Source organism: Methylobacterium ajmalii (assembly GCF_016613415.1).
GTDB classification, from domain to species: Bacteria; Pseudomonadota; Alphaproteobacteria; order Rhizobiales; family Beijerinckiaceae; genus Methylobacterium; species Methylobacterium ajmalii.
On the sequence record NZ_JACWCT010000003.1, the window covers coordinates 21,740 to 46,178 of the forward strand.

20 protein-coding genes and 1 pseudogene are annotated in these 24,439 nt (G+C 71.6%); 5 read left to right on the plus strand and 16 right to left on the minus strand.

All coding sequences use genetic code 11. From position 1 onward, the window contains the following. Positions 1-225 precede the first annotated feature (225 nt). A complete protein-coding gene (locus HPY23_RS00640) occupies positions 226-1,029 on the plus strand; it encodes a Bax inhibitor-1/YccA family protein (protein ID WP_060850137.1) in 804 nt (267 codons plus the stop codon). A gap of 136 nt (positions 1,030-1,165) precedes the next feature. Further along, entirely contained in the window at positions 1,166-2,041 is an 876-nt protein-coding gene (locus tag HPY23_RS00645) for a bifunctional helix-turn-helix transcriptional regulator/GNAT family N-acetyltransferase (RefSeq protein ID WP_091887372.1), read from the plus strand. Between the two features lie 269 nt (positions 2,042-2,310). On the opposite strand, the gene HPY23_RS00650 is transcribed toward HPY23_RS00645, so the two are convergent. Together HPY23_RS00650 and HPY23_RS00655 are read right to left on the minus strand one after the other, a co-directional pair. After that, positions 2,311-2,517 (minus strand): hypothetical protein, encoded by a 207-nt coding sequence (locus HPY23_RS00650; RefSeq protein ID WP_060850139.1) that lies wholly within the window; start codon positions 2,515-2,517, stop codon positions 2,311-2,313. A 119-nt stretch (positions 2,518-2,636) separates the two neighbouring features. Next, complete coding sequence (locus tag HPY23_RS00655) at positions 2,637-3,170, minus strand: TetR/AcrR family transcriptional regulator (protein WP_060850140.1); 534 nt, start codon at positions 3,168-3,170, stop codon at positions 2,637-2,639. Positions 3,171-3,244: 74 nt separating this feature from the next. Here HPY23_RS00655 and HPY23_RS00660 point away from each other — a divergent pair, with 74 nt between their 5' ends. Then, positions 3,245-4,393 carry an efflux RND transporter periplasmic adaptor subunit gene (locus tag HPY23_RS00660; RefSeq protein ID WP_082742891.1) on the plus strand — a complete coding sequence of 383 codons (1,149 nt, stop codon included), beginning with the start codon at positions 3,245-3,247 and terminating at the stop codon, positions 4,391-4,393. A gap of 30 nt (positions 4,394-4,423) precedes the next feature. Next, the gene (locus HPY23_RS00665) at positions 4,424-7,561 is read left to right on the plus strand and encodes an efflux RND transporter permease subunit (protein ID WP_091887370.1); all 3,138 of its coding nucleotides are present in this window, start codon (positions 4,424-4,426) and stop codon (positions 7,559-7,561) included. 11 nt (positions 7,562-7,572) lie between these two features. On the opposite strand, the gene HPY23_RS00670 is transcribed toward HPY23_RS00665, so the two are convergent. From HPY23_RS00670 to HPY23_RS00700, 7 genes are all read right to left on the minus strand, one after another. Next, a complete protein-coding gene (locus HPY23_RS00670) occupies positions 7,573-8,256 on the minus strand; it encodes an SDR family NAD(P)-dependent oxidoreductase (RefSeq protein ID WP_091887368.1) in 684 nt (227 codons plus the stop codon). Further along, entirely contained in the window at positions 8,249-9,448 is a 1,200-nt protein-coding gene (locus HPY23_RS00675) for a sialidase family protein (RefSeq protein WP_091887366.1), read from the minus strand. The genes HPY23_RS00670 and HPY23_RS00675 overlap by 8 nt, the downstream gene beginning before the upstream one ends. 16 nt (positions 9,449-9,464) lie before the next feature. Continuing rightward, the gene (locus HPY23_RS00680) at positions 9,465-10,883 is read right to left on the minus strand and encodes a sodium:solute symporter family protein (protein WP_091887364.1); all 1,419 of its coding nucleotides are present in this window, start codon (positions 10,881-10,883) and stop codon (positions 9,465-9,467) included. A 156-nt stretch (positions 10,884-11,039) separates the two neighbouring features. After that, positions 11,040-11,957 (minus strand): dihydrodipicolinate synthase family protein, encoded by a 918-nt coding sequence (locus tag HPY23_RS00685; protein ID WP_091887362.1) that lies wholly within the window; start codon positions 11,955-11,957, stop codon positions 11,040-11,042. A 14-nt stretch (positions 11,958-11,971) separates the two neighbouring features. After that, positions 11,972-13,099: an iron-containing alcohol dehydrogenase gene (locus HPY23_RS00690; RefSeq protein WP_091887360.1), complete on the minus strand. Its 1,128-nt coding sequence runs from the start codon at positions 13,097-13,099 to the stop codon at positions 11,972-11,974. After that, the gene (gene pdxA, locus HPY23_RS00695; protein ID WP_175539978.1) at positions 13,096-14,136 is read right to left on the minus strand and encodes a 4-hydroxythreonine-4-phosphate dehydrogenase PdxA; all 1,041 of its coding nucleotides are present in this window, start codon (positions 14,134-14,136) and stop codon (positions 13,096-13,098) included. The genes HPY23_RS00690 and pdxA overlap by 4 nt, the downstream gene beginning before the upstream one ends. After that, positions 14,133-15,224, minus strand: coding sequence for a four-carbon acid sugar kinase family protein (locus HPY23_RS00700; protein ID WP_091887469.1), 1,092 nt, complete (start codon positions 15,222-15,224; stop codon positions 14,133-14,135). Before HPY23_RS00700 ends, pdxA begins: the two co-directional genes overlap by 4 nt. Before the next feature lie 559 nt (positions 15,225-15,783). Here HPY23_RS00700 and HPY23_RS32745 point away from each other — a divergent pair. Further along, positions 15,784-16,224 (plus strand): annotated as a pseudogene (locus tag HPY23_RS32745) (glyoxalase superfamily protein); the annotation flags it as partial. 122 nt (positions 16,225-16,346) lie between these two features. Here HPY23_RS32745 and HPY23_RS00710 read toward each other — a convergent pair. From HPY23_RS00710 to HPY23_RS00740, 7 genes are all read right to left on the minus strand, one after another. Further along, the gene (locus HPY23_RS00710; protein ID WP_091887358.1) at positions 16,347-17,093 is read right to left on the minus strand and encodes a FadR/GntR family transcriptional regulator; all 747 of its coding nucleotides are present in this window, start codon (positions 17,091-17,093) and stop codon (positions 16,347-16,349) included. A gap of 122 nt (positions 17,094-17,215) precedes the next feature. Next, complete coding sequence (locus tag HPY23_RS00715) at positions 17,216-17,794, minus strand: amino acid synthesis family protein (RefSeq protein ID WP_060850148.1); 579 nt, start codon at positions 17,792-17,794, stop codon at positions 17,216-17,218. Beyond that, complete coding sequence (locus tag HPY23_RS00720; RefSeq protein WP_091887356.1) at positions 17,791-18,645, minus strand: UPF0280 family protein; 855 nt, start codon at positions 18,643-18,645, stop codon at positions 17,791-17,793. Before HPY23_RS00720 ends, HPY23_RS00715 begins: the two co-directional genes overlap by 4 nt. Before the next feature lie 3 nt (positions 18,646-18,648). Next, positions 18,649-19,116, minus strand: a complete 468-nt coding sequence (locus HPY23_RS00725; RefSeq protein ID WP_091887354.1) for a MarR family winged helix-turn-helix transcriptional regulator — start codon at positions 19,114-19,116, stop codon at positions 18,649-18,651. Beyond that, complete coding sequence (locus HPY23_RS00730) at positions 19,113-20,615, minus strand: 6-hydroxynicotinate reductase (RefSeq protein ID WP_091887467.1); 1,503 nt, start codon at positions 20,613-20,615, stop codon at positions 19,113-19,115. The genes HPY23_RS00725 and HPY23_RS00730 overlap by 4 nt, the downstream gene beginning before the upstream one ends. Then, positions 20,612-22,300, minus strand: coding sequence for a hydantoinase B/oxoprolinase family protein (locus HPY23_RS00735; protein ID WP_091887352.1), 1,689 nt, complete (start codon positions 22,298-22,300; stop codon positions 20,612-20,614). Before HPY23_RS00735 ends, HPY23_RS00730 begins: the two co-directional genes overlap by 4 nt. Then, positions 22,297-24,333, minus strand: a complete 2,037-nt coding sequence (locus HPY23_RS00740; RefSeq protein WP_091887351.1) for a hydantoinase/oxoprolinase family protein — start codon at positions 24,331-24,333, stop codon at positions 22,297-22,299. Before HPY23_RS00740 ends, HPY23_RS00735 begins: the two co-directional genes overlap by 4 nt. Between the last annotated feature and the right edge of the window lie 106 nt (positions 24,334-24,439).

The following is a 24,439-nucleotide window of genomic DNA, read 5'->3' on the forward strand; positions in this document are numbered from 1 at the left end:
TCCATCCGCCGCCCTGCGGCGGATGGACGTTGCGTTTTGGCGGGCCGCGCCCGGTCAAGGTCGGCTCACGCCCTTGTGCACCCCGCGGGCGCGCCACATATTCCGGTCAAGGCGTTCGGCCCCGCGAGGGACTGGATGCCGGCACGACGCAACCAGCGTCCGAGGGTCGCGTGAGAGCCTCGCACCGCATTCATCCACGCTAGAGAGCTTCCGAAGGAAACTCCCATGGCATTCGAGAACAGCCCGTTCCGGCAGGGCAACGCGACTGGCTACGGCGGCCCGACCGGCTACGCCCAGGGCCAGGTGCAGGTCGATCAGGGCCTGCGCGCGTTCATGCTCGGCGTCTACAACAACATGATCATCGGCCTGGGCATCTCCGGGCTGGTGGCGGTCGGCATCAACAAGCTCGCGGTGGCGACCTCGTCGGCGGACGCGGTGGCGCGGATCGGCTCGATCCCGCTGACCAGCTTCGGCCGCACGCTCTACGCCACCCCGCTGATGTGGGTGATCGCGCTCGCGCCGCTCGCCTTCATCTTCCTGTTCTCGTTCCGCATGGAGCGGATGTCGGCGGCAACGGCCCGCACCACCTTCTTCGCCTTCGCGGCGGTGATGGGTGCGTCGCTCTCCACGCTGCTGATCCGCTACACCGGGGCGAGCGTCGTCCAGGTTTTCTTCATCACCGCGGCGGCCTTCGGCGGCCTGAGCCTCTACGGCTACACGACGACCCGCAGCCTCTCGGGCATCGGTTCGTTCCTGGTGATGGGCCTGATCGGCCTGGTGATCGCCAGCCTGGTCAACATCTTCCTGGCCTCGAGCGCGCTGCAGTTCGCGATCTCGGTCATCGGCGTCCTGATTTTCGCCGGCCTGACCGCGTATGACACGCAGAAGCTCAAGGAGATGTACCTCTACGGCAACTTCGACGGCGAGGCCGCCGCCAAGGTGTCGGTGTTCGGTGCCCTGACCCTGTACCTGGACTTCATCAACATGTTCCAGTTCCTGCTCTCGCTGATGGGCAACCGGAACAACTGAGCCGCGATCCCCGGGGGCGCCGACGCCCCCGGACGGACCCGACGAGAAGCCCCGGCCCGCAAAGCGGCCGGGGCTTTTTTCATGGGACACCCGCACATCCATTGACGCCGAAAAACCTCTGACTTACGTCAGAGAAATGCCGATCGATCCCACCAGCCGTATCCGCCGCTTCAACCGGGCCGTGACCGCCGAGGTCGGGGCTCTCGACACCTCGTTCCTTGGTCGCGGCCGGCCGCTCGGCGCCGCCCGGGTGCTGAACGCCATCGGGCACGGACGCGGCGAGGTCGGGCTCCTGCGGGACTATCTCGGGCTGGATTCCGGCCTGCTGAGCCGGTTCCTGCGCGGGCTGGAGGAGGAGGGTCTGGTCGTCACGCTGCCCCACCCGGGCGATGCGCGGCGCCGGGTCGCGGCCCTAACCGAGGCCGGACGGCGGGAGTTTTCCGCCTACGAGGCCCTGTCGAACGACCGGGCGGCGGAGCTGCTCGCCCGCTTCCCAAAGGGCGAGGAGCTCCTGCGTGCCATGGACCTCGTCGCGACGGCGCTCGGCCGCGACCGCATCGCGATCGAGGAGACCGATCCGCGAGGGGAGGCGGCCCTGCATTGCCTGACCGCCTACTACGCCGAGCTCGGACGCCGCCTCTCGACCGGCTTCGACGTCTCGCTCTCCCGCGACCCGGAGGCCGCCGACATGATGCGCCCGCGCGGCGTCTTCCTGGTCGCGGTCTCGGACGGGCTGCCGATCGGCTGCGTCGGGCTCAAGGGCAAGGGCGGCGAGATGGCGGAGATCAAGCGGCTCTGGGTCTGCCCCTCCGCCCGCGGCCTCGGCCTCGCCCGCCGGCTGATGGAGGCCGCCGAGAGCGCGGCGCGGACCCTCGGGATCACCACCCTGCGGCTCGATTCCAACAGCGCGCTCACCGAAGCGTTGGCGCTCTACCGCCGCACCGGCTGGGTCGAGATCGACCGCTTCAACGACGATCCCTACCCGGACTTCTTCTTCGAGAAGCGGCTGTGACGGGCATCGTCGCTTCCCCCACCGGTTCCGCCACCCCGGAGGGTCGACCGGTCGAACCCGTTGCCGCCGGCTCGGACCGATCGGCAACCTTCCTTCCGCCGAGGCCGACGCACGCGATCGCCACGGTGTTCGCGATCGGGCCTCGGTTGCCCGAGAGACAAACGCGTCTGGGAAACGCGGGAGCGGTTCAGCCTCCCGGGATCGCTCCCCCTGGAAGCGGCGGTCACGGATCTTCCGGCCGGACGAGCATTCCGCCCGGGTGAGCGCCGTCAGAGAACGAGCCGCATCAGGACCGTGACCGCCACCGACGCCGCCACGGCGAGGCCGAGGGCGAGCGGGCTGTCGATGGTGCGGTAGCGCGAGATGTCCTCGACGAGCGCTGCGGCCCGGGGGGCGGTGAGCGGGGAAGCCTCGCGCCTCACCGGGTTCAGGGCGGGGTGTCCGGTCACGCTCGCGCTGGTCACGGCCGTCGTCATCGCGGTTCCTCCTCGTGGATCGCCGCCATGATGGCCGCGCCCGGGGAGGGGGCCTTGATCCAGCGCAAGCGCGCTCGCCCGCAACGGGCGTTTTCGCGCTCCGCTGGACGAAAGGGACTTCAGCGCAGCGTCAGGATGTCGGCGAACACCGCGTCCCAGGCCGCCCCGTCCATCGCCACGAGGCCGAGGCTGCGCAGGAAGAACGCGCCCTCTGCGGCGAAGAACGCGGTGCGGGCGCGGCGCTCGGCGTCGCAGGCGGGATCGAACTTGGCGATCCAGCCGGCGTACCAGTCGCGGACGCGCCGCAGGTGCTCGGGCGATTGCAGCAGCGTCACCAGCATGCCGACCATCCGGGTCTGGGCGACCTCGTCGATCCGGCCGGCCGCGGCGATGTAGTGGCGGGTCTGCTCCAGCGTGTCGGCCCCCGACGGCAGGCTCTGGGCGAGCTCGGCGTCGAGCGCCGTCATCCAGCGCTCGACGATCGCCGCGATCAGGTCGTCCTTGGTGCCGAAGCAGTATTGCAGGCCGCCCTTGGTGATGCCCGAGGCCTTGGCGACCGCCTCGAAGGTCAGGGCCGCCGCACCGTCGCGCAGCACGATCGCCTCGGCGGCCTCCAGCACCTTGTCCCGGTCGATCGTGCGCGGTCGCCCCATCCCGAACCCCCTTTTCAATCCGTACGTATGGATTTAAACGCGGACCTCGCTTCGTGCAACCGACCGGAGGTCAGATGCCGTCCCCGCGCCGAAACTCCCGGCACCTGCCGCTCGCCGCCCTGGTCTGCCTGTGCACGGCCGCCTGCAAGCCCGGCTCCGAGGATCGGTCGGCGGCCGCGGCGCCGGCGCCGGACGTCGCGGTGGCGCGGGCCGAGGCGGCGACCGTGCCGCGCCTCGTCGATCTGCCGGGGCGCCTCGTCCCGACCCGCGTCGCCGAGGTCCGGGCCCAGGTCGCCGGCATCATCCAGGAGCGGGCCTTCGCGGAGGGCAGCCTCGTGCGCAAGGGCGACGTGCTGTTTCGCATCGACCCCTCGGTCTACCGCGCCGAGGTCGACGCGAAGGCCGCCGCCCTCGCCCGCGCCGAGGCGACCCGGATCCAGGCGCTGCGGCAATCGGAGCGCACCGAGACGCTGGTGGAGAGGCAGGCTGCCAGCACCGCGCAGGCCGACATCGCCACCGCGACCCTCCGCCAGGCCGAGGCCGACGTGGCGAGCGCCCGGGCCCTGCTCGCCCGCGCCCGGATCGATCTCGACTTCGCCACCGTGCGCGCGCCGATCGACGGCCGCATCGGCCGGGCCCTCGTCACTGAGGGCGCCCTCGTCAGCCAGGGCGAGGCGACGAAGCTGGCGCTGATCCAGCAGGTCGACCCGATCTTCGCCGACTTCAACGCCGCGGCCTCCGAGGCCGGCCTGCTCGCCGAGCGTGCGGCCGGACGGGACGGCCCGGCGGTGCGGCTGGTGATGCCCGACGGGTCGCTCCACGGCGATGCCGGGCGGCTGCTGTTCACCGACGTGAGCGTTGATCCCGGCACCGGGCAGGTCTCCCTGCGGGCGACCTTCCCGAACCCGGCCGTCGCGCTCCTGCCGGGTACCTATGTCCGTGTCCGCCTGGCGCAGGGGATGGCGGCCGGCGCCGTCGTGGTGCCGGCCCAGGCGATCCAGCGCTCGAGCGCCGGCGTGCCACAGGTCTACGTCGTCGGCCCCGACCGGACGGCCGCCCTGCGGCCGGTGCGGGTGGGCGCGCTCACCGATTCCGGCTGGATCGTCGAGGACGGCCTGCGGCCGGCCGAGACCGTGGTGGTCGAGGGCTTCCAGAAGATCCAGCCCGGCCTGGCGGTGAACCCGCTGCCCTGGCCGGGCGTGCGCACCGCCGCGAAGCCCTGACGACACGATCCCACGGGACGAGGACCGGCCATGACCCGCTTCTTCATCACGCGCCCGATCTTCGCCTGGGCGATCTCGATCTTCATCATGCTGGTGGGCGCGATCGCGATCGCCTTCCTGCCGGTGTCGCAATACCCGGACGTCGCCCCGGTCACGATCCAGGTGACGGCGACCTATCCGGGCGCCCCGCCCGAGCGGCTCTACGACGGCGTCACCCGGATCATCGAGGAGGAGCTGAACGGCATCCCGGGGCTGATGTACTTCGAATCGACCAGCGACACCTCGGGCCAGGCCCAGATCATGGCCTCCTTCGCGCCGGGCTCGGACCCGGCGAAGGCGACCGTCGCGGTGCAGAACCGGATCAAGCGGGTCGAGGCGCGGCTGCCCCGCGCCGTGACCCAGCAGGGCGTGATCGTCGAGGAGGCGAGCACCAGCTTCCTGCAATTCGTCGTGGTGACCTCCCGCGACGGCGGCCTGAGCGAGAGCGATCTCGGCGACCTCGCCGCGCGCCGCCTGCTGGGCGAGCTGCGCCGGGTGCCGGGGGTCGGGCGCGCCACCCTGTTCTCGTCCGAGAAGGCCCTGCGGATCTGGATCGATCCGGGAAAGCTCGTCGGCTTCAACCTGACGCCCGGCGACGTGACGGCCGCGGTGGGGGCGCAGAACGCCCAGGTCGCCTCCGGCCTCGTCGGCGCCCAGCCGGCCCGGGACGACCAGCGCATCGCCGCGAGCGTGCTGGTGAAGGGCCAGCTCACCGGCGTCGCCGAGTTCGAGGAGATCGTGCTGCGGGCCAACCCGGACGGCTCGCTGGTGCGCCTGCGCGACGTCGCCGAGGTGAGCCTCGGCGCCCAGTCCTACGCGATGCAGACCCGCCAGGACGGCCGCCCGGCCGCCGGCATCGGCATCCAGCTCGCGCCCGGCGGCAACGCGCTCGCCGCCGCCACCGGCGTCAAGGCGAAGATCGCCCAGCTGCAACGGACGTTGCCGGCGAACGTCAGCGTCACCGTGCCCTACGACACCACGCCCTTCGTCGAGGTCTCGATCAAGAAGGTGCTGATGACGCTCGCCGAGGCGATGGCGCTCGTCTTCGCGGTGATGTTCCTGTTCCTCCAGAACATCCGCTACACGATCATCCCGACGATCGTGGTGCCGGTGGCGCTCGCCGGCACCTGCGGCGCGCTGCTCGTGGCCGGCTTCTCGATCAACGTGCTGACGATGTTCGGCATGGTGCTCGCGATCGGCATCCTGGTCGACGACGCGATCGTGGTGGTGGAGAACGTCGAGCGGATCATGGCCGAGGAGGGCCTGCCCCCGAAAGAGGCCACCGCCAAGGCGATGGGCCAGATCACCGGGGCGATCGTCGGCATCACCTCGGTGCTCGTCGCGGTGTTCGTGCCGCTCGCGTTCTTTCCCGGGTCGGTCGGGGTGATCTACCGGCAATTCGCGGTCAGCATGGCGACCTCGATCGCGTTCTCGGCCTTCCTGGCGCTCTCGCTGACGCCGGCGCTCTGCGCCACGCTGCTGAAGCCCGTCGCCCCCGGCCACGGCCATGCGGGCACCGGCTTCTTCGGCTGGTTCAACCGCCGCCTCCGGGCCGGCACGCTCGCCTACCGGGCCGGGGTCGCCGGGATGCTGCGCCGGCCCGTGCGCGCGCTCCTCGTCTACGCCGCCCTGGTAGCGGCCCTGGGCTGGGGCTACGCCCGGATGCCGTCGAGCTTCCTGCCGGTCGAGGACCAGGGCTACGTCATCGTCGACGCCCAGACCCCGCCGGAATCGGCCACCGCCCGCACCCGCGACGTGGTCGAGCGGATCGAGGCGCATTTCGCCGCCGAGCCGGCGGTGGCGGGCCGCACCACGCTGCTCGGCTTCGGCTTCTCGGGCCAGGGCCAGAACGCCGCCATCGCCTTCGTCACGCTCAAGGATTGGGCCGAGCGCGGCCCGGGCGACGGCGCCGAGGCGGTGAGCGCGCGGGCGAACGCCGTGCTGGGCGGCCTGCCCGACGCCATCGCCATGTCGCTCTCGCCCCCGGCGATCGAGGCGCTGGGCAATTCGAGCGGCTTCTCGTTCCGCCTCCAGGACAAGGCGCAGCAGGGCTACGCGGCGCTCGCCGCCGCCCGCGACCAGCTCCTGGCCGCGGCGAGCCGGAGCCCGATCCTGGCCGGTATCTACGTCGAGGGCCTGCCGACGGCGCCGCAGATCGAGCTCGTTCTCGACCGCCATAAGGCGAGCGCCCTCGGCGTGACCTTCGCGGACATCAACGACGCGCTCTCGACGAGCCTCGGCTCGGCCTACGTCAACGACTTCCCCAACCAGTCCCGGATGCAGCGGGTGATCGTGCAGGCCGAGGCCGCCGCCCGGATGAAGGCGGAGGACCTGCTCGACCTCTTCGTGCGCAACGCCGCCGGCCAGATGGTGCCGCTGCGCTCCTTCGCCCGGGTCTCCTGGACGATGGGGCCGTCGCAGGTCGTCGGCTTCAACGGCTATCCGAGCATCAAGATCTCCGGCAGCGCCGCGCCGGGCTTCGCCAGCGGCGACGCGATGGCCGAGATGGAGCGGCTGGCCGCCCAGCTGCCCCCCGGCTTCGACTACGCCTGGACCGGGCAGTCGCTGCAGGAGAAGCTGTCGGGCTCGCAGGCCGTCTACCTCCTGGCGCTGGCGCTGTTCTGCGTCTTCCTGTGCCTGGCGGCGCTCTACGAGAGCTGGTCGATCCCGCTCGCCGTCCTGCTCGTGGTGCCGACCGGCGTGGCCGGGGCGGTCTTCGCCATGCTGGCTCGGGACATGCCGAACGACGTCTACTTCAAGGTCGGGCTGATCACGGTGATCGGCCTCACCGCCAAGAACGCGATCCTGATCATCGAGGTGGCCAAGGACCTGGTGGCGCAGGGCCGGCCGGTGCGCGAGGCGGCGCTCGAGGCCTGCGGCTTGCGCTTCCGGCCGATCGTGATGACCTCCTTCGCCTTCATCCTCGGCGTCGTGCCGCTGGCGGTCGCCACGGGGGCCAGCATGAACAGCCAGCGGGCGATCGGCACCGGCGTGCTCGGCGGGATGATCACCGCCACGGTGCTGGCGGTGTTCGCGACCCCGCTCTTCTACGTGCTGATCGCCTCCGGCCTGCGCCGCCGCCGGACCGCGGCGGCCCCCGCCGCCCCGGTCCGCGCCGAGGTCCGGTGAGCGGCCTCCCGCTACAGCGAGCTGCCGCCGCAGACCACCAGCTGCTGGCCGGTCGTCGCGGCGGCCTCCGGCGACAGGAAGTAGGCGACGGCGGCCGCGACCTCGTCCGGCCGGATGAAGCGGCCGAGCGGCGGCAGCTTCGGCGAGACGGCGCCCCGCGACGGGTCGGTCAGCATCGGCGTCTCGGTCGCCGCCGGGGCGACGACGTTGACGGTGATCCCGCGGGGCATCTGCTCGGCGGCCCAGGAGCGGGCGAGCCCGACGAGGGCCGCCTTTGAGGCCGCGTAGGCACCGCGCCCCGCCGCGCCCGCGGCGGTGCGGCTGCCGACGAGCACGACCCGTCCCCCCGCCGCCATGCGCGGGACGAGGAGATCGGCCAGACGGCTCGCCGCCTCGACGTGGAGCCGCCACATCGCGGCGCCGTCCTCCGGGGGCAGCTCGCCGAGGCGGCCGACCCGCAGCAGGCCGGCGGCGTGGACGAGGGCGTCGACCCGCATCTCGCCGATCGCCGGCGCGATGGCGTCGAGGTCCGAGAGGTCGAGGGCGAGGGGGCGGTAGCGCGGATGCGCGGGCCCGCCCGCGCTCCGGCTCACGCCGGTGACCTGCCAGCCCTGGTCGAGCAGGCGGGCGACGATCGCCGCGCCGATCCCCGAGCTCGCCCCGGTGACGAGGGCGTGGCGCACCGCCTCACTCACCGGCCGCCACCCAGGCCTCGCTCACCCGCACGTGCTTGATCGCCTGGCGGTGATACGTGAACGCAATGTGGATCGCCCCGTCCGGCGTCTGGGTGACGGACGGATACGACAATTCCCGGTTCGAGCGGTCGCGGGAGTTGTTGGTCATGCAGTAGCCGTCGCCGGTCTCGACGTCGCGCCGCTGCGGCCAGGTGCGACCGCCGTCGGGCGAGATCGCGAGGGTCAGCGGGGCCCGCGGGGTGCCCCAGAATGCCGTGCGCTTGTTCGGATCGACCGGAGCCGGGGCGGCGTCGGTGGCGGGCTCCTCGTCCTCGATCTCGTCGTAGAGCGAGGCCCGGCGCTCCGTCGCGGCCTCGGCGTTGGTCGCGTTGAAGACCAGCGCGACGTGGCCGTTGGCGAGCACGGTGGCCTGGATCGACGAGTTGTTGTTCGGCAGCTCCGTCGGCACCGGGGCCGACCATGTTTCGCCGTTGTCGGTCGAGCGGCTCTCGTAGATCGAATCGGCCCAGCGGCTGCGGTAGAGCGCGAGCAGCGTGCCGTCGTGGAGGGCGAGCACGTTCATGTGCACGGCGCCGGTGCTGTCGGGCACCGCCACCTCGCGCCAGGTCTTGCCCTCGTCCGAGGAGATCATCACCGCGCTGGTATCGTCGTCGCCGACCCATTTGGCGCCCGGCACGCTCGGGCAGTGGAAGATCGGCAGGAGCCAGGTGCCGTTGCCCAGCACCGCCGGCGGCTGGCGCACGAAGGTGCCGCAGCCCGGCCGCTGCGCGAACAGGGTCTCGATCGGGCCCCAGGTCGTGCCGTGATCGTGCGAGATCCGCCGGCGCACCAGGGCGGTGTCCTGGTTGCCCGAGACCTGGGCGGTCCAGATCAGCCACAGGTCGCCGGTCGGCGCGTTGAACAGGATCGGGTTCTGCTCCGAGCGGGCGGGATCGTCGGAGAGCTTCTGCGCCGCGCTCCAGGTGTCGCTGCCGGCGGGCAGGCGCGCGCCGTAGACCGAGATGTCGGCCATGCCCTCCTGCGTGCCGCCGAACCAGACGCAGGCGAGGTCGCCGTTTCGCAACGGCATGATGTTGGCGGCGTGGTTCTGGACGCAGGGGCTCGGGATGAAGGCCTCGCGGCGGTCGGGATCGCCGGCGACCGGCCGGACCTCGCCGGTGCGGTCCATCGGCGTCTGGACGGTGTCGAGCATCGGTGTCTCTCCGGGGTCAGGCGGTGGTGGCGGGGCGGGCGGGCTCGGGCTCGGCCTGCTCCTTGTCGCCCCAGCGGAAGACGCGCTCGATGCCCATCACGACGAGTGGTGCGAGCGCGGCGATGTACATGTTGTCGACGCCGTAGGGGTTGCCGAGCGCGTACCAGACCGTGGTGGCGAGCGCCGCGCCGAGGAGCCCGAGCGTCGCGCCGCGGTTCGAGCCGAACCAGGGCAGGTAGAAGCCGACCATCGCGACGATCGAGATCGACAGGCGAAGCGCGCGGGTGAAGAACGACAGCTTCAGGATCTCCGGGATGAAGAACACGAAGACCAGCGGCACCACGGCGATGACGAGCGAGAACACGCGGGTCATGCGCAGTTCCCGGGCCGCGTCCGGCTTCCAGTACGGCACGTAGAAGTCGCGCACGACCAGCGACGCGATGGCGAGCGCCACGGTGCTGACGCTGACGAAGATCGAGGCGACGAGCGAGGTGGTGACGACGCCCGCGAGCAGCGGGTGCATGGTCTTCAGGAAGATCGGCAGCGCGTAGAGGCTGTTCATGCTCGGATAGAGCGTCTTCGCGGCCAGCCCGATCAGCGCCAGCACGATGCCGAGCGGCAGGCAGAACGCCGCCGCGTAGAGGGCCGAGGCCCGGGCCGCGGACGCGCTCTTCGTGGAGGAGATCGCCTGGACGATGAACTGGGTCGAGAAGATCGCCCCGACCGTGCCGAAGGTCCAGGCGAAGATGGTGGCGGCGCCGATCTTGCCGTCCCAGCTGAAGTATTCGGGTGGAAGCGCCGCCTGCATCGGGGCGATGCCGCCGGTGGCCGAGAGCGCGACCCACAGGATGATGCCTATCCCTGCAACCTTGATGGCGCTGTGCAGGATCGTCACCCAGGCGATGCCCTTCAGCCCGCCGAACACGTAGTAGAACGTGCTCACCGCCGCGATGATGCACATCGCGGTCGGGATGTTGACCCGGAGCGCCGTCGAGATCGCGGCCGCGCCGCTGACGTAGTTGCCGACGTTCACGAGCAGCAGCGCGTAGATCATGATGACAGAGACGGTCATCATGGTCGACTTGCCGTATTTCTGCGCGATCGCGGCCGAGATGGTGTACTCGCCCGAATCGTAGATCCGGCGGACGATCAGGAGCCCGAACAGCAGGAAGCCGATCGAGGCGCCGAGCACCGACCAGGCGGCGGCGATGCCCGAGTTGAACGCCTCCTGCGCGGTGCCGACCGTCGACTTGGCGCCGACGAATTCCGACATCAGCAGCACGCCGACGACGAGCGCCGGCATCGAGCGCGACGCGGTCATGAACTGGGCGTTGGTGCGGCTGCGCAGCTTCAGGGTCAGCCAGCCGGTGAACAGGATGTAGGCGACCACCATGACCGCGATGGTCAGGCTCTCGCCCTCGGTGAATTCATGCATGGGCGTCTCCTCGGGTAGTGTATTAGTAATTAACGACTTGATGAATCACCCCTTTCCCGGACGAAATCAGCGTCAACGGAAGGAGATCCGGGAAAGGGGCCGTAATGGAGGTGAGAAACCTGACCGGCATCTTGGCGCGCCGTTTCTGGGCCGATCTCAGGAGGCCCGGGCCAGCCCCCCGGTCGTCCCCAGCAGCGCGGCGCGCTCGGCCTCGGAAAGTGGCATCAGCGGCGGGCGCAGGCGGTGCCAGCCGGCATCGCCGGTGCGCTCCGCCGTCATCGCCTTGAGCGAGGCCATCTGGGCGAAGCGCGAGGCGCGCTCGCGGGTGGCGACCACCCGGGCTTGCGCCGCCGCGACCGCGTCGGCCTTGGCCGGATCGGCGTGGTGGTCGAAGACGAAGCGCAGGTCGCGGGCGCAGAGGTTGGTGGTGGCGGTGATCGCGCCGGCGCCGCCGACCTTCAGGAGCGGCAGCATCAGCGGGTCGGCCCCGGCCAGCACCGAGAAGCCCGGGAAGCGCTCGATCAGCGCCGTCATATGGGCGAGGTCGCCGGACGAATCCTTGATGCCGGTGACGATACCGGGAAAGCGCTCGCGCAGGGCCGCGATGACCCCGTGCGGGATCGCCACGCCGGACATCTGCGGGATGTGGTAGAGCACCACCCGCAGACGATCGTCGCCGACGCCCTCGATGATCCGCGAATAGGCCGCGACCAGGCCGTCCTCGGAGACGCCCTTGTAGTAGAACGGCGGCAGCAGCACGACCGTGGCGACGCCGACCGACAGCGCGTGGCGGGTGAGCGCCACGCTCTCGGGGATCGCCGCGACGCCGGTGCCGGGCATCAGCTGATCGGGCGCGACGCCGCCGGCGAGCGCGGCCTCGAGCAGGCGCATCCGCTCGTCGGACGAGAACGAGTTCGCCTCGCCGGTGGTGCCGAGCAGCGCGACGCCGGTGCAGCCCTCGTCGACCAGGTAGCGGCAATGGGCGGCGAAGGCCGAATAATTCGGGTTGAGATCGGAATCGAGGGGCGTGAGGGCGGCGCAGAAGACGCCGCGCGGGAAGACGGGATCGGTCATGGGATCGGCGCTCCTCAGCCGGCGGCGTGGTAGAGGGCGAGGATCTGCTCTTGGCTGATCTCGCGCGGGTTGTTGTCGAGGAGCCGGCGGATGGCGTAGGCCTCCGCCGCCATGGCGTGCAGATCGCCGGCAGGCACCCCGTGGGCCGACAGGCGCATGGCGATGCCGAGATCGGCGCACCAGCGCGTCGTCGCCTCCACCACCGCCGCCTCGTCGTCGCTCTCCGGCAGGCCGAGGGCCGCCATCACCTGGCGGGTCTTTTCCGGCACCGCCGGCGCGTTGAAGGCCAGCGTGTGCGGGAAGATCACCGCGCAGGCGAGCCCGTGCGGGATGTGGTGGCGGGTGCCGAGCGGGTACGCGACGGCGTGGCCCGCCGTGGTGTTGACCGGCCCGAGGCAGAACCCGCCGTAGAGCGAGGCGAGCGCCAGCCCGGCCCGGGCCTCGCGGTCGCCCCCGTCGCGCACCGCGCGGGGCAGGAAGCGGCCGACGAGGCGGATGCCCTCGAGCGCGTAGAGGTCGATCAGCGGGTGGGCCTTCCTGCTGGTGAAGGCCTCGACGCAATGCGCCATGGCGTCGACGCCGGTGGCGGCGGTGACCGCGGCCGGCACCGTCATGGTGAGGTCGGGATCGATGACCGCGGCGTCGGCCAGCATGAAGCGGCTCTGCACCGCGAGCTTGTTCTGGGTGGCCGGATCGGTGACCAGCGCCCGGGTGCCGCCCTCGCTGCCCGTGCCGGCGGTGGTGGGCACCTGGATCAGGCCGATGCGGCGGCCCCGCACCTTCTCGGGGCCGACGACCTCGTGCAGGGTCTGGCCGCTGCCCGGCAGCACCGCCACGAGCTTGGCGAGATCCATGGCGCTCCCGCCGCCGAAGCCGACGACGAGGTCCGGGTTGATCTCCTCGGCGAGCGCCAGCGCCCGCTCCAGGTTCGGGATGTCGGGCTCGGGCTTCACCTCGCCGAACACCCGCACCTCGCCGGGCAGGTCGAGGAGGTCGACCCGGGTGGCGTTGAAGGCGTCGGCGACGACCAGGATGGTGCGGGCGCCCATCGCGCGGGCGCGGCGGCCGACCTCCGCGACGGTGCCGGAGCCGAAGGCGATGTCCGGGCGGACGATCTCGATGGGGGTGGAGAGAGGGTTCACGCGGCGCTCCTCTGGGTGACCACGCCGTTGGCGGCGAGACGCTCGGCGTATTCGATGGCCTCGATCAGGCTGCGCTCGTTGGCGATGCCGCGCCCGGCGATGTCGAAGGCGGTGCCGTGATCGACCGAGGTGCGGATGATCGGCAGGCCGAGCGTAATGTTGACGCCCGACAGGTCGACCCAGCGGCCGGTCTTAGGGTCGACCTCGAAGCCGAGGAGTTTGACCGGGATGTGCCCCTGGTCGTGGTACATCGCGACCACCGCGTCGTACTGGCCGGCCCGGAGCTTGACGAACACCGTGTCGCCCGGGACCGGGCCGACGATGTCGAGGCCGTCGGCCACCTTGCCGGCGATCACCGGCGCGCTGACATCGATGTCCTCGCGGCCGAACAGGCCGCCCTCGCCGGCATGGGGGTTGAGCGCCGCGATGGCGATGCGGGGCTTCTCCAGCCCGATCCCCTTCAGCGCCGCATGGGTGAGGTCGATGACGAGGCGCAGCCGCTCGGGCGTCAGGCGCTTGGGCACGTCCTGGAGCGCAACGTGGGTGGTGACGTGGCTCACCCGCATGTTGCCGTGGGCGAGCATCATCACCGAGCCGCGCACGCCCGTGAGGTCGGCCAGCATCTCGGTATGGCCGGCATAATGGTAGCCGGCGAGGTTCAGCGCCTCCTTGTTGAGCGGCGCCGTCACGATGCCGCCGATCGTGCCGGCGAGCGCCAGATGCACCGCCCGCTCGATCGCCTTGAAGGCGAAGCGGCCGCCATCGGCGCTGAGCTTGCCCGGCTCGATCGGCGCCCCTTCCGCGTCGGCCTGGAGGCAGCAGAGCGCCGGCCACTCGCCGTCGCCGGAGACCTCCGGGATCTCGACGCCGAGGCCGAGCGCGGTCTCCGCCCGCTTGAGCGCCGGGTTGCTGCCGATGACGACGAGCTTCAGGTCGCCCGAGGCCAGGCGGTCGCGCAGCTTGTGCGCGGCCTTGACGATGATCTCGGGGCCGATCCCGGCGGGATCGCCCATGGTGATGGCGAGGTGACGGGTCACGCGACGGTCCTTTCGTGAATGAGGCCGTTCTCGCGCAGCAGGTCGCGCCAGACGGCGGGCGTGCCGAACGCCCCGGATTTCGAGATGATGGCGGTACCGTCCCACAGGCCGCCGCGCATCCGCGAGCGCGGCAGGCCCGGGGCGACCTGGCCGGTGACGACCAGGGCCTCGGCTTGAAGCGCGAGGCAGAGCGCCTTCAGCGTCTCGCCCCCGGCGACGATCAGGGTGCCGGGCGGCGGCAGGGCGCGGGCGAGGCGCCCGAAGGCGGCGGCGATGCGGGAGGCGGCCTCGTCCCGGGCGGTGCCCGGGGCGAGCGCGAGGCTGACGAGGGCGACGCCTTCCCCGCCGAGCCGGTCGGCGACGGCGCCGGCATGGTCGCCGTCCGCACTCAGGACCAGCCGGTGCTCCGGGCAGGCCGCGAGCTGGCCCTCGGTCTCCGGCCGGTCCGAGCCGAACAGGCCGAGGACCGGGCCGTGCAGGCCTCCGCCGGTGGGGGCGGGCGCGGAGCGCGCGAGCGCCCCGGCGAGGCCGCCGCTGCCGCACCACAGGACCGGCGCGCCTGTCCCGAGCGCGGCGATCCGGTCGAGGTCGTCGTCGTCCACCGCGTCGTAGACGGCGACGCCCTCGACGAGCCCGTCCGCGACCACGGCGCGGCGGGCCGGCACGCCGACCGCCCGCAAGGCCTCGGCGATGTCGCCCGAGACCGCCTCCCACCCCTCGCCCCGGCGGGCGAGCTGGCGGCCGTCCAGGGTACGGCGGCCCTGGTAGGGGAAGGCCGGGGCCACGATCGCGTGACGCCATCCGCCGAGGCAGGCGGCGAGCTCCGCCGCCCAGGGCCCGCGCAGCAGGCTGTCGAGCTTCTTGAAGGCGAGGTCGGCGCCTGCCAGCATCGGGGCCGCTCCGGCGGCGATCCGGGCTGCCGCGGCCGCGTCGCGCTCGCGAGTGCCGGTGTCGAGGGCGAGGCTGCCGCTCGAGGGGAGGGCGGCGCCGACCCATGCGACCTCCACCGGCCCGACGAGCCCGGTGAAGCCTGCCGCCGTGTCGAGGGTGCCGGTGAGGTCGTCGGCGAGGAGACGCAGGATCGGCATCGGGCTCATGCGCGGCCGACCGCCCCTGACAACCTGACAACATCGGCGAGCACCCCGATCGAGCCGGGCCGCACCAAAAGGCGGGCGGCGCCGACGTGGCGACCGAACCGATCGACGGCCGAGGACGATCGGGCGTCACCTGGAAGCAGGACGTGAGCGCGTCCAGCCGGGGCGATGAGCCGATCCGCCAAGCCGCCAGCCTCCTGCATGCCCGTCCCTCCCGTTCGGCGCCCAGACAGGCACTCGATTTGTTGTAAACTTGTCATGCGGTACGGGAGTCGGGGTGGGGTTGTCAAGCGGGACTCCCGCGGCGGGTCGCGAGCGCTCCCGATTGCCACGGCGGCGCGGCCCTGGCAGATTCGGCGGCGGCAGGTGCCGCCAGCCGTTCGCGTCCCTCGGGGATACGGTGAAGGCACCACGTTCGGATTCTCTCCGGCAGTCCTTCTCGGGACGCTCAGCCCGGCGACGGATCGGCAATGCGAGCCCCGATGACCCGTCGCCGGCGCAGGAGACGGCCATGCCGACAGGCGACCCACCGACCCGCGACCAAGCGAAGACGATGGCCAGGCGACTGCGATCCGCCCTGGCGAGCCGCCGGATCGACCTCTCGCACGCCGACAGCCTCGAACTCGTCGCGGCTTCTCTCGGCCTGCGCGACTGGAAACCCGCCGCGGGCCTCCTCGACGACGACCGGCCGGACCGCATCGCCTTCCATCGGACGAGTCCGATCCTGCGCATCTTCGACGTGGCGAAGGCCCGGGAGTTCTACCGCGATTTCCTGGGCTTCGCGGTGACGCTCGAGCACCGTCACGAGCCCGGCCCGCCCCTGTACATGGCCGTCGCGCGGGCCGGCCTGGAACTCCATCTCAGCGAGCATCACGGCGATGCCAGCCCCGGCTCGACGGCGTTCGTCCGGATGACGGGATTACGGGATTTCCACGCGGAACTGATCGCGAAGAACGACGGCTACGGCCGGCCCGGGCTCGAGCGCCTGCCCTGGGGCGACCAGATGGAGGTGCACGACCCGTTCGGGAACCGGATCCGGATCTGCCAGCAGCACGGACAGGCGACAGGATGGCGGCCGCGGCAGTGCCCTCGGCGGCCCGGCCGCGCCTGCTCCGCCTACAGCGACAGGTCGAGCATCCGCCCCTCGAACAGCCGGTCGCGCGAGGAGCAGATGTGGCGGTGCATCCGGTCGCGGGCGGTCTCGGAATCGCCGTCGCGGATTGCCGCGAAGATGGCGCGGTGCTCGTCGAGCACGCCCTGCAGGCCGGAATTGGGGCCGAGCAGCGCGAGGCCGTGGATCTTCATGCCGACCGCGATGTGGGATTGCAGCGCCTGGAGCGAGGCGCCGTAATAGTGGTTGTTCGAGGCCTCGGCGATGGCGAGGTGAAAGGCGAAATCGGCGTCGTCGCGGTGCTGCTGCTGGCGCGTCGCGGTGTTCATCAGGTCGAGGGCGGCGAGGATGCGCTCCAGCGCCGGACCGTTGCGGCGCAAGGCGGCGTAGCGGGCCGCCTCCGGCTCGATGGTGAGGCGGAACTCGTAGCAGCGCTGGATGTCGGCGATGCTCTCGACGGGGGCGTAGCCCAGAGCCGGGGCCCGGCCCTGGCTGCGCACGAAGCTGCCCGCGCCCTGGCGCGAGACGATGACGTTCTCCTGCCGCAGCCGCTCGAGCGCGGCGCGGACCACCGGGCGCGAGACCTTGTAGCGGGCCGCCAGCTCGTTCTCGCTCGGCAGCTTCTGGTTCTCGCCGTAGGTGCCGCCGGCGATCTCGGACAGGATGCCGTGATAGACCCCCTCGGCGAGGCCCGACGCCCTCGCCTGGCCCTGCGGCTCGGCCCCGACGGCCTCCTGCACTGCCGATTCCATCGCGCCCGCGCCCTCCTCATCCGTTCCTGACAACCTGTATGCCGCCCTTTGCGGCGCGGGCGCAAGCTTGTTAAATGTTGTCAGGGGTGGGGAGGGCGCCGGGGGTCAGCGCTGCCCGTCCCTCAGCGCTGCCCGTCCCATTTGGCGATGGCCTCCTTTGCGAGTCCGCCGACGCGAGCGTGCGGGCGCCCGCCGGTGGTCATGGCGAGCGCGAACAGGATCTCATCGGCGCGCGGCCCGTCCGCCAAAGCCACGGTGACGCCGTCGAAGTGGGAACGGACATAGGCCGCGTCCTTGTGGTGGATGGGCACGTCGAGGGACGCGCCCATCGGCCCGACCTTGGTCATCGACGGCACGATGGCGAGCGCCTGGCCGAGCAGCTCGCGCATCGCGTAGCCGCCGGGGACGTGCCAGAGCGCGCCGTGCTCGAGCTCGCCGGACGCGCCGACGAGCGAGCCCTTGCCGTAGGCCTCGATGCGAGCGGGATCGCCGCCGAGCGCGTCGAGGAGCTTGCGGGCGCACTCGACGCCGAGGGGCTTAAGCGCATCCATCATCGGGGTGATCTCGGCCTCGTAGCGGCCGGCGAAGGGGTTCCGCACTAGGCAGGCGACGGACCCTTTCAGGATCGGGGTGTCGAGGGCGGGGCCGCCGTCGTGGCGGACCTCCTCGACGGTGACGACGATCTTGCGGACCTCGATCATGGGCGGATCTCCCTCGGTTCTTCGAGAAGCACGGACTGGCCCTGCAGCATCAGGGCGGCGGAACGGATCAGGCCGGCGGCGCGCATCGCCGCGGCGCGGGCCCGGCCGGCATCGAGAGCGGCGGCGATCTCGTCCGGGGACAGGGCCGGCACCGCCACGGTGACGAGGCGGGGCCCGAGGTCGGAATCGGGGTCGAGGTCGCTGGCCGGCGCGCGCTCCACGCCCGGATGCCCGGGCAGGTCGACCGCGTTGGCGATCAGCGTCGCGGCGGCATCCGCCGTGGCGGCGTCGCGGGCGAGCACCGTCACCGAATCGGCGAGCCCGAGGGAGAAGGACCGGCCCTGCCGCCCCGAAGTGGCGATGCCGCCGATGCCATCCCGATGGCGCAGGATCACCCGCCCGTTCACCGCCGGCACCGGGCCGCGGGAAAAATCCGCTGCGACGCCGATCGCCAGGGTCTCGTCCTCGGTGAGGTGGAGCGCGATGTCGCCGCCGTCGTTGACGAAGGCCTTGTCGAGGGGCGCGGCCTCGCACATCGCCGCGAGGATCTCGTCGGCGACCGCGCCCGCCACCGCGGCCATCGGGGTAATGAAGCCTCTATGCGGCCGGCAGGCCGCGACCATCCGGCGGGCGATCGCGCCCTCGACCCGCGGCCGATCGCTCATGGACTTGCGCAATTCCGGCAACTCGCCGACGAGCTCGCCCAGCACCGTCGCGAAGCGATCGACGGCGGCGCGGTGCGCCTCGGCCACCGCAAAATCCGCCCCGAAGGCGCGCAGCACCAAGTCGATCGGGCCGTGCTGCAGATGCAGCCGGCCATCCGCCAGGAGCTGGTGTGCCGGGCCGTCCATCCTTCAGCCGAGCCGGGCGAGGAGGCGGACGAGGTCTGCGGCCTCGTCGGGGGAGAGGGGATCGAGGGTGCGGGCCGTCACCTCGCCGCCGCGGCTCTTCATCGCCTCGATCACCCCGATCCCCTCGTCGGTGAGCGCCAGCACCACCAGGCGGGCGTCGGATTCATCCGCCTTCGGCTGCACGAAGCCGCGGGCGGCGAGCCGCCGGGCGACGCCGAACATCGTCGCCGGATCGACCCCGACATGGCGCCCGACCTGGTTCTGCGAGGTCGGCCCGAGATCGTGGAGCTTGCACAGCACGGCGTACTGCACCGGCGTGACGCCGAAATCGCGCATCACGGTCTCGAAGATCGCGGAGGCGCGCTGGTGCGCCCGCCGGATCAGGTAGCCGATCTGATCCTCGACCCGGTAGGTGCGGATCGCCTCCGCGTCGATCGCCGGGGGGGCCTCGCGCCGTCGGGGGGCGGTCATGCGACCGCTCCGGCCGGCCAGGGATGATCGGGATTCCACGGATCGATCCGGGCGGCGGGTCCGACCTCGCGCAGGATGTCCGTCATCGCCACCACGTCCCCATCATGCCCCCCGAGCCTCGTATAGAGATCGCGCGGCAGGGTGAACTCGATCGGCGCGACGATCGCCGGGGTCGGCACCGAGCCGAAGGCGTTCTTCGGCAGCCGCGTCACGTCGGCCATCACCGTGATCCCGCCGCCGGGCCAGACCGTGACCGGCGCGCCGCCCATCGTCACCCGCGTCTCGCCGGCGGCGACCGAGCGGGTGAGCAGCACCGGATTCTCGGTGACCCCGGCCCGCAAGGACCCGCCGGCCCCGGCCATGAACAGGACCGTGCAGAGCGAGGGCTCGCAATTCTCGCCGATCCGGTCGACCACCTGGCGCACCGGCGCCGGCATCTCGGCCGGGACGGGCTTGAGATCGTCGTCGAGGACGACCCAGAGGGCGTGCTCGCCGGTGGTCGAGGTCATCAGGAGCCGCAGGCCCGGCCAGGCGGTGGCGGGATCGATCGCCTGGATGATGGCGAGCGGGTCGGCGATGTCGGTCCCGCCCCAGCCGATGCCGGGATTGGCGACCTGGAAGTAGCGCCCCGGCGTCGAGCGCCGGCCCTTTACCCGGATGCCGGCCGGGCGCATCCCCAGCACCTTGCCGGCCTGGTGCTCGGTCAGCACGCCGGTGATGTGATCGTCGACGACGATCACCTCGTCGGCGTGGCCGAGCCATTGCCGGGCGAAGATGCCGACCGTCGCCGAGCCGCAGCCGACCCGCATGCGCTGCTCCGGCACGCCGTCGACGATCGGCGCGCGGCCGGCCTGGACCACGACCTCGTGGCCGCCCTCGATCGTCATCGTGACGGCGTCGCCCGAGCAGAGGCGCAACAGCGTGTCGCAGGTGACGCTGCCCTCCTTCTTCGAGCCGCCGGTGAGATGGCGCACCCCGCCGACCGAGAGCATCTGCGAGCCGTACTCGGCGGTGGTGACGTGGCCGACCTCCTCGCCGGCGACGCGGATGGCGGCGCGCTCGGGGCCGAGATGGCGGTCGGTGTCGATCTTCACCTTCACGCCGCAATAGCTGAAGATGCCCTCGGTCACGACCGTGACGGTCTCGACGCCCTCGTGCTCGCTCGCCACGATGAAGGGGGCGGGCTTGTAGTCCGGGTAGGTGGTGCCCGCGCCGATGCCGGTGACGAAGGTGCGCGAGGGATCGAGCACCCGCCCGTCCCACTCCGCCGCGCCGAACGGGACGAGCTTCTGGCCAGCTTCCGCCGCGTCGTGCAGCAGCACGACCGGATCGGTGCGGACCAGATGACCGTTCTCGTTGGCGTAGCGCGAGCAAGCACCGGAGCGGCCGGGCCGGATCCGGCACAGGACCGGGCAGGCATCGCAGCGCACGATGCCGTCGGCCTCCGCCGCGCCGAATTTCTTGGACCTCGCTTCGGTGGAGAGGCTGTCGGCGCTCATGATCGGCTCCCCCACAGATCCCTCGCCTCGTCGTCCCGGTAGTAGCCCCGGCGCAGGTCGCGGGCGACGAGCGCGGGGTCGCGGGTGGCGGGCGCGCCGTAGCCGCCGCCGCCCGGGGTCATCACCTCGACCCGATCGCCGGCCCGGATCGCGATGTTCTGGTCCTTCGACAGGTGGAGCGGCGTGATCGTCTCCCCGTCGCGGTGGATGCGCACCACGTTGGGCGCCCCGTCGCCACCACCGAGCACGCCCGGCGGGCCGAACCGGCCGTGATCCATCACGAAGGAGGCCCGGGCCTCGCCGCGCAAAAGCTCTACCTCGTAATGGACGCCGAAGCCGCCGCGATGGGCGCCGGCTCCCCCCGACCCCTCGCGCAGGGCGAAGCGGCGGAACAGGACCGGATAATACTGCTCCATCACCTCGACCGGCGCCGTCTTCGAGATGCCGATGGTCGAGCAGCCGTTCGAGAGACCGTCATGGGCAATGTTCCCGCCGTAGCCGCCGCCGGTGATCTGGTACATCACGTAGGGCGCGTTCTTGGCCGGATCGAAGCCGCCGAGCGCGAAGTTGCCCGAGGTACCGGCGGGTGCCGCGGTGACACGCTCGGGGATCGCCTGGACGAGGGCTAGGAACACGGCCTCGGCGATGCGCTGGCTGACTTCCGCGGCGCAGCCCGAGACGGGCCGCGGATAGCGCGCATCGAGGAAGGTGCCCTCCGGCCGGTGGATCGTCAGCGGCTCGAAGGTGCCGGCATTGATCGGCACGTCCGGGAAGACGTGCTTCACCGCGAGGTAGACAGAGGAATAGGTCGTCGCCACCACCGAGTTCATCGGGCCGCGGCAGGGCGGTGACGAGCCGGAAAAATCGAAGGTGAGGCCGTCCCCGGCCTTGGTCATCGCGAGCGCGATGCGCAGGGGCTCGTTCACCACGCCGTCGGAATCGACGAAGGCCTCCGAGGTGTAGGTCCCGTCCGGGATCTGGCGGATCTCGGCCCGCATCCGTTCGGCCGAGCGGGCGCGGATCTCCTTGATCGCCGCATCCAGGGTTTCAGGCCCGTACTTGGCGAGGAGGTCGGAGAGCCGGCTCTCGCCGATCAGCAGCGCCGCGGCCTGGGCCTTGATGTCGCCGATGCGCTGGTCGGCGACGCGGATGTTCGAGCAGATGATCGAGAAGATCTCCGGATCCATCGTGCCGCGCTTGAACAGCTTGACCGGCGGCAGGCGCAGGCCCTCCTGCTCGACCTCGGTGGCATGCGCCGAGAATCCGCCCGGCACCATGCCGCCGATATCGGGCCAGTGACCGGTGTTCTGGAGCCAGCAGAACAGCGCGCCGTCGACGAAGACCGGCTTGACGAACCGCACGTCCATCAGGTGCGTGCCGCCGAGATACGGGTCGTTGACGATGTAGATGTCGCCGGGCTCCGGCGCCCCGACCCGTCCCTCGCGGATCAGGCGGATCAATTCGCCTGTCGAGTACTGCATCGTGCCGACGAAGACCGGCAGGCCGTACTCCCCTTGCGAGATCAGCGCGCCGGTGTCGCGGTCGTAGATTCCGTCCGAGCGGTCGTCGGCCTCGGCGATGACCGGCGAGAAGGCCGAACGCGAGAAGGCGATGTCCATCTCGTTGCAGACCTGCTGCAACCCGGCCTGGATCACCGCCAGGGTGAGGGCGTCGAGCTGGGTCATACGCGAATCCTCAGGTTGCCGATGGCGTCGACCTGCGCCGTGGCGCCGGGCTCGATCACGGTCGTGGCGTCGATCTGCTGGATCACCGCCGGCCCGGCGATCTCGGCCCCGAGCGGCAGGGCTTCGCGGGTGTAGATCGCCGCCTCGTGCCAGGCGCCGTCGGCATAGACCGGGCGCGTGCCGAGGCGGGCGCCGACGAGATCGGTGCGTCCCGCCTCGTCGATCAGCGCCGCGAGCGGGAACGGCTTGCGCCGTCCGATCACCGAGGTGACGAGGTTGACCACCACCGCCCGGATCTCCGGCAGCCGGACCTGGAAGCGACGGAAATACGCCGCCTCGAACAGCTCCTGGAGCGCCGCGCGGTCGATGTTCGGGGAGGGCAGGGCGACGCGGATCAGGTGGGTCTGGCCGCGGAACTGCATGTCGGCGCCGTAGGTGACCGTGGTCTCCTCGATCTCCGACTGCTCCTCGGCGACCATCGCCAGCGCATCCGCCGCCTGCTCCTCCAGAACGGTGCGCAGATCCGCCATGTCGAGCCCGTCGAGGGGGCGGTTGAGGGTCCGCACCCGGTCCTGGCGCAGATCGGCGACGAGGCAGCCGAGCGCGTTGGTGAGGCCGGGGCGCGCCGGCACCAGCACCTCCGGGATGCCGAGCTCGCGGGCGAGCGCCACGGCGTGGAGCGGCCCCGCGCCGCCGAAGGCGAAGAGCACGAAGTCGCGCGGGTCGTAGCCGCGCGACAGCGACACCATGCGGATCGCGCCGGTCATGTGGACGTTGCCGAGGCGGATGACCGCCTCGGCGGCCTCCTCGACGCTCATGCCGAGGGGACCTGCGAGGTCGCGGGCGAAGGCGTCTCGGATGGCGTCGATCGAGACGCCGGCCCGCACGGCGGTGAGCCGGGCCGGATCGAGGCGGCCGAGGACCAGGTTGGCATCGGTGATGGTCGGCCGGGTGCCGCCGCGGCCGTAGCCGATCGGGCCCGGCTCGGAACCGGCGCTCTCGGGGCCGACCTGGAGCATCCCGGCCCGGTTCACGGAGGCGATCGAGCCGCCGCCGGCTCCGACCGTGTGCACGTCGACCATCGGCAGGTGGATCGGCAGGCCGTAATCGATGGTGAGTTCACCTGAGACCTCCGGCACGCCGCCGGCGATCAGCGCCACGTCGGTCGACGTTCCTCCCATGTCGTACGTGATGGCGTTCTTCAGCCCCGACTGGGCGAGGGTCGCGGCCGCCGCCATCACGCCCGAGGCGGGGCCCGACATCACGGTCTTGGCCGCGGCCTCGACCACCAGTCCCGCCGGCACGGTGCCGCCGTTGCCGTTCATCACCAGCAGGTCGCGGGCGAAGCCTTGCGCCCGCAACTCGTCCTGGAGGCGCCGGATGTAGCGGTCGAGGATCGGTTGCACCGCGGCGTTGACCGAGGCGGTGGTACCCCGCTCGTATTCGCGGAACTCCGACAGGAGCGCGTGGCCGAGGGTGACGTACGGATTCGGCCAGAGCTCGCGGGCGATGGCGCCGGCGCGCAGCTCGTGCTCCGGGTTGGCATAGGCGTGCAGGAAGTGGATCACCAGGGCCTCGCAGCCCTCCGCCAGCAGATCGCGCACGGCTTGCGCCACAGCAGCCTCGTCGAGGGGCGTGCGTACCGCGCCGTCGGCCATCACGCGCTCGGGCACCTCGCGGCGCCACTCGCGCGGGATCAGCGGCTCGAAGGTGCCGAACAGTCCGTAGGGCTTGGGCCGGGTGCGGCGCCCGAGTTCGAGCACGTCGCGAAAGCCCTCGGTGGTGATGAGGCCGACCTTGGCGGTCTTGCGCTCCAGCACCGCGTTGGTGGTGGCGGTGGTGCCGTGGATCACGAGGTCGAGGTCCGCGGGCGCCACCTCGGCGGCGGCGATGGCCGCCAGCACGCCCTCGGCCTGGTTGCGGACCGTCGTCGGCACCTTGGCGAGGCGCACGCGCACGCCGGACTGGTCCGCCTCCGTCAGGAGAAGGTCGGTGAAGGTGCCGCCGACATCGATGCCTGCCACGCGTCTCACGTCACACCTCGATCATTCGCCTACGAACGGTTTCGTTGGGGGACCGGCGTGGAGCCGGCGCCGTTTCGACGCTCTACGCTTCGAAGTCAGAGCGCCTCTCCTCCCC

Coding starts and splice junctions, on each gene's coding strand:
- HPY23_RS00640 (WP_060850137.1), top strand. CDS start 226: ATGGCATTCGAGAACAGCCCGTTCCGGCAGGGCAACGCGACTGGCTAC.
- HPY23_RS00645 (WP_091887372.1), top strand. CDS start 1,166: ATGCCGATCGATCCCACCAGCCGTATCCGCCGCTTCAACCGGGCCGTG.
- HPY23_RS00650 (WP_060850139.1), bottom strand. CDS start 2,517: ATGACGACGGCCGTGACCAGCGCGAGCGTGACCGGACACCCCGCCCTG.
- HPY23_RS00655 (WP_060850140.1), bottom strand. CDS start 3,170: ATGGGGCGACCGCGCACGATCGACCGGGACAAGGTGCTGGAGGCCGCC.
- HPY23_RS00660 (WP_082742891.1), top strand. CDS start 3,245: ATGCCGTCCCCGCGCCGAAACTCCCGGCACCTGCCGCTCGCCGCCCTG.
- HPY23_RS00665 (WP_091887370.1), top strand. CDS start 4,424: ATGACCCGCTTCTTCATCACGCGCCCGATCTTCGCCTGGGCGATCTCG.
- HPY23_RS00675 (WP_091887366.1), bottom strand. CDS start 9,448: ATGCTCGACACCGTCCAGACGCCGATGGACCGCACCGGCGAGGTCCGG.
- HPY23_RS00680 (WP_091887364.1), bottom strand. CDS start 10,883: ATGCATGAATTCACCGAGGGCGAGAGCCTGACCATCGCGGTCATGGTG.
- HPY23_RS00685 (WP_091887362.1), bottom strand. CDS start 11,957: ATGACCGATCCCGTCTTCCCGCGCGGCGTCTTCTGCGCCGCCCTCACG.
- HPY23_RS00700 (WP_091887469.1), bottom strand. CDS start 15,224: ATGCCGATCCTGCGTCTCCTCGCCGACGACCTCACCGGCACCCTCGAC.
- HPY23_RS00710 (WP_091887358.1), bottom strand. CDS start 17,093: ATGGAATCGGCAGTGCAGGAGGCCGTCGGGGCCGAGCCGCAGGGCCAG.
- HPY23_RS00715 (WP_060850148.1), bottom strand. CDS start 17,794: ATGATCGAGGTCCGCAAGATCGTCGTCACCGTCGAGGAGGTCCGCCAC.
- HPY23_RS00720 (WP_091887356.1), bottom strand. CDS start 18,645: ATGGACGGCCCGGCACACCAGCTCCTGGCGGATGGCCGGCTGCATCTG.
- HPY23_RS00725 (WP_091887354.1), bottom strand. CDS start 19,116: ATGACCGCCCCCCGACGGCGCGAGGCCCCCCCGGCGATCGACGCGGAG.
- HPY23_RS00730 (WP_091887467.1), bottom strand. CDS start 20,615: ATGAGCGCCGACAGCCTCTCCACCGAAGCGAGGTCCAAGAAATTCGGC.
- HPY23_RS00735 (WP_091887352.1), bottom strand. CDS start 22,300: ATGACCCAGCTCGACGCCCTCACCCTGGCGGTGATCCAGGCCGGGTTG.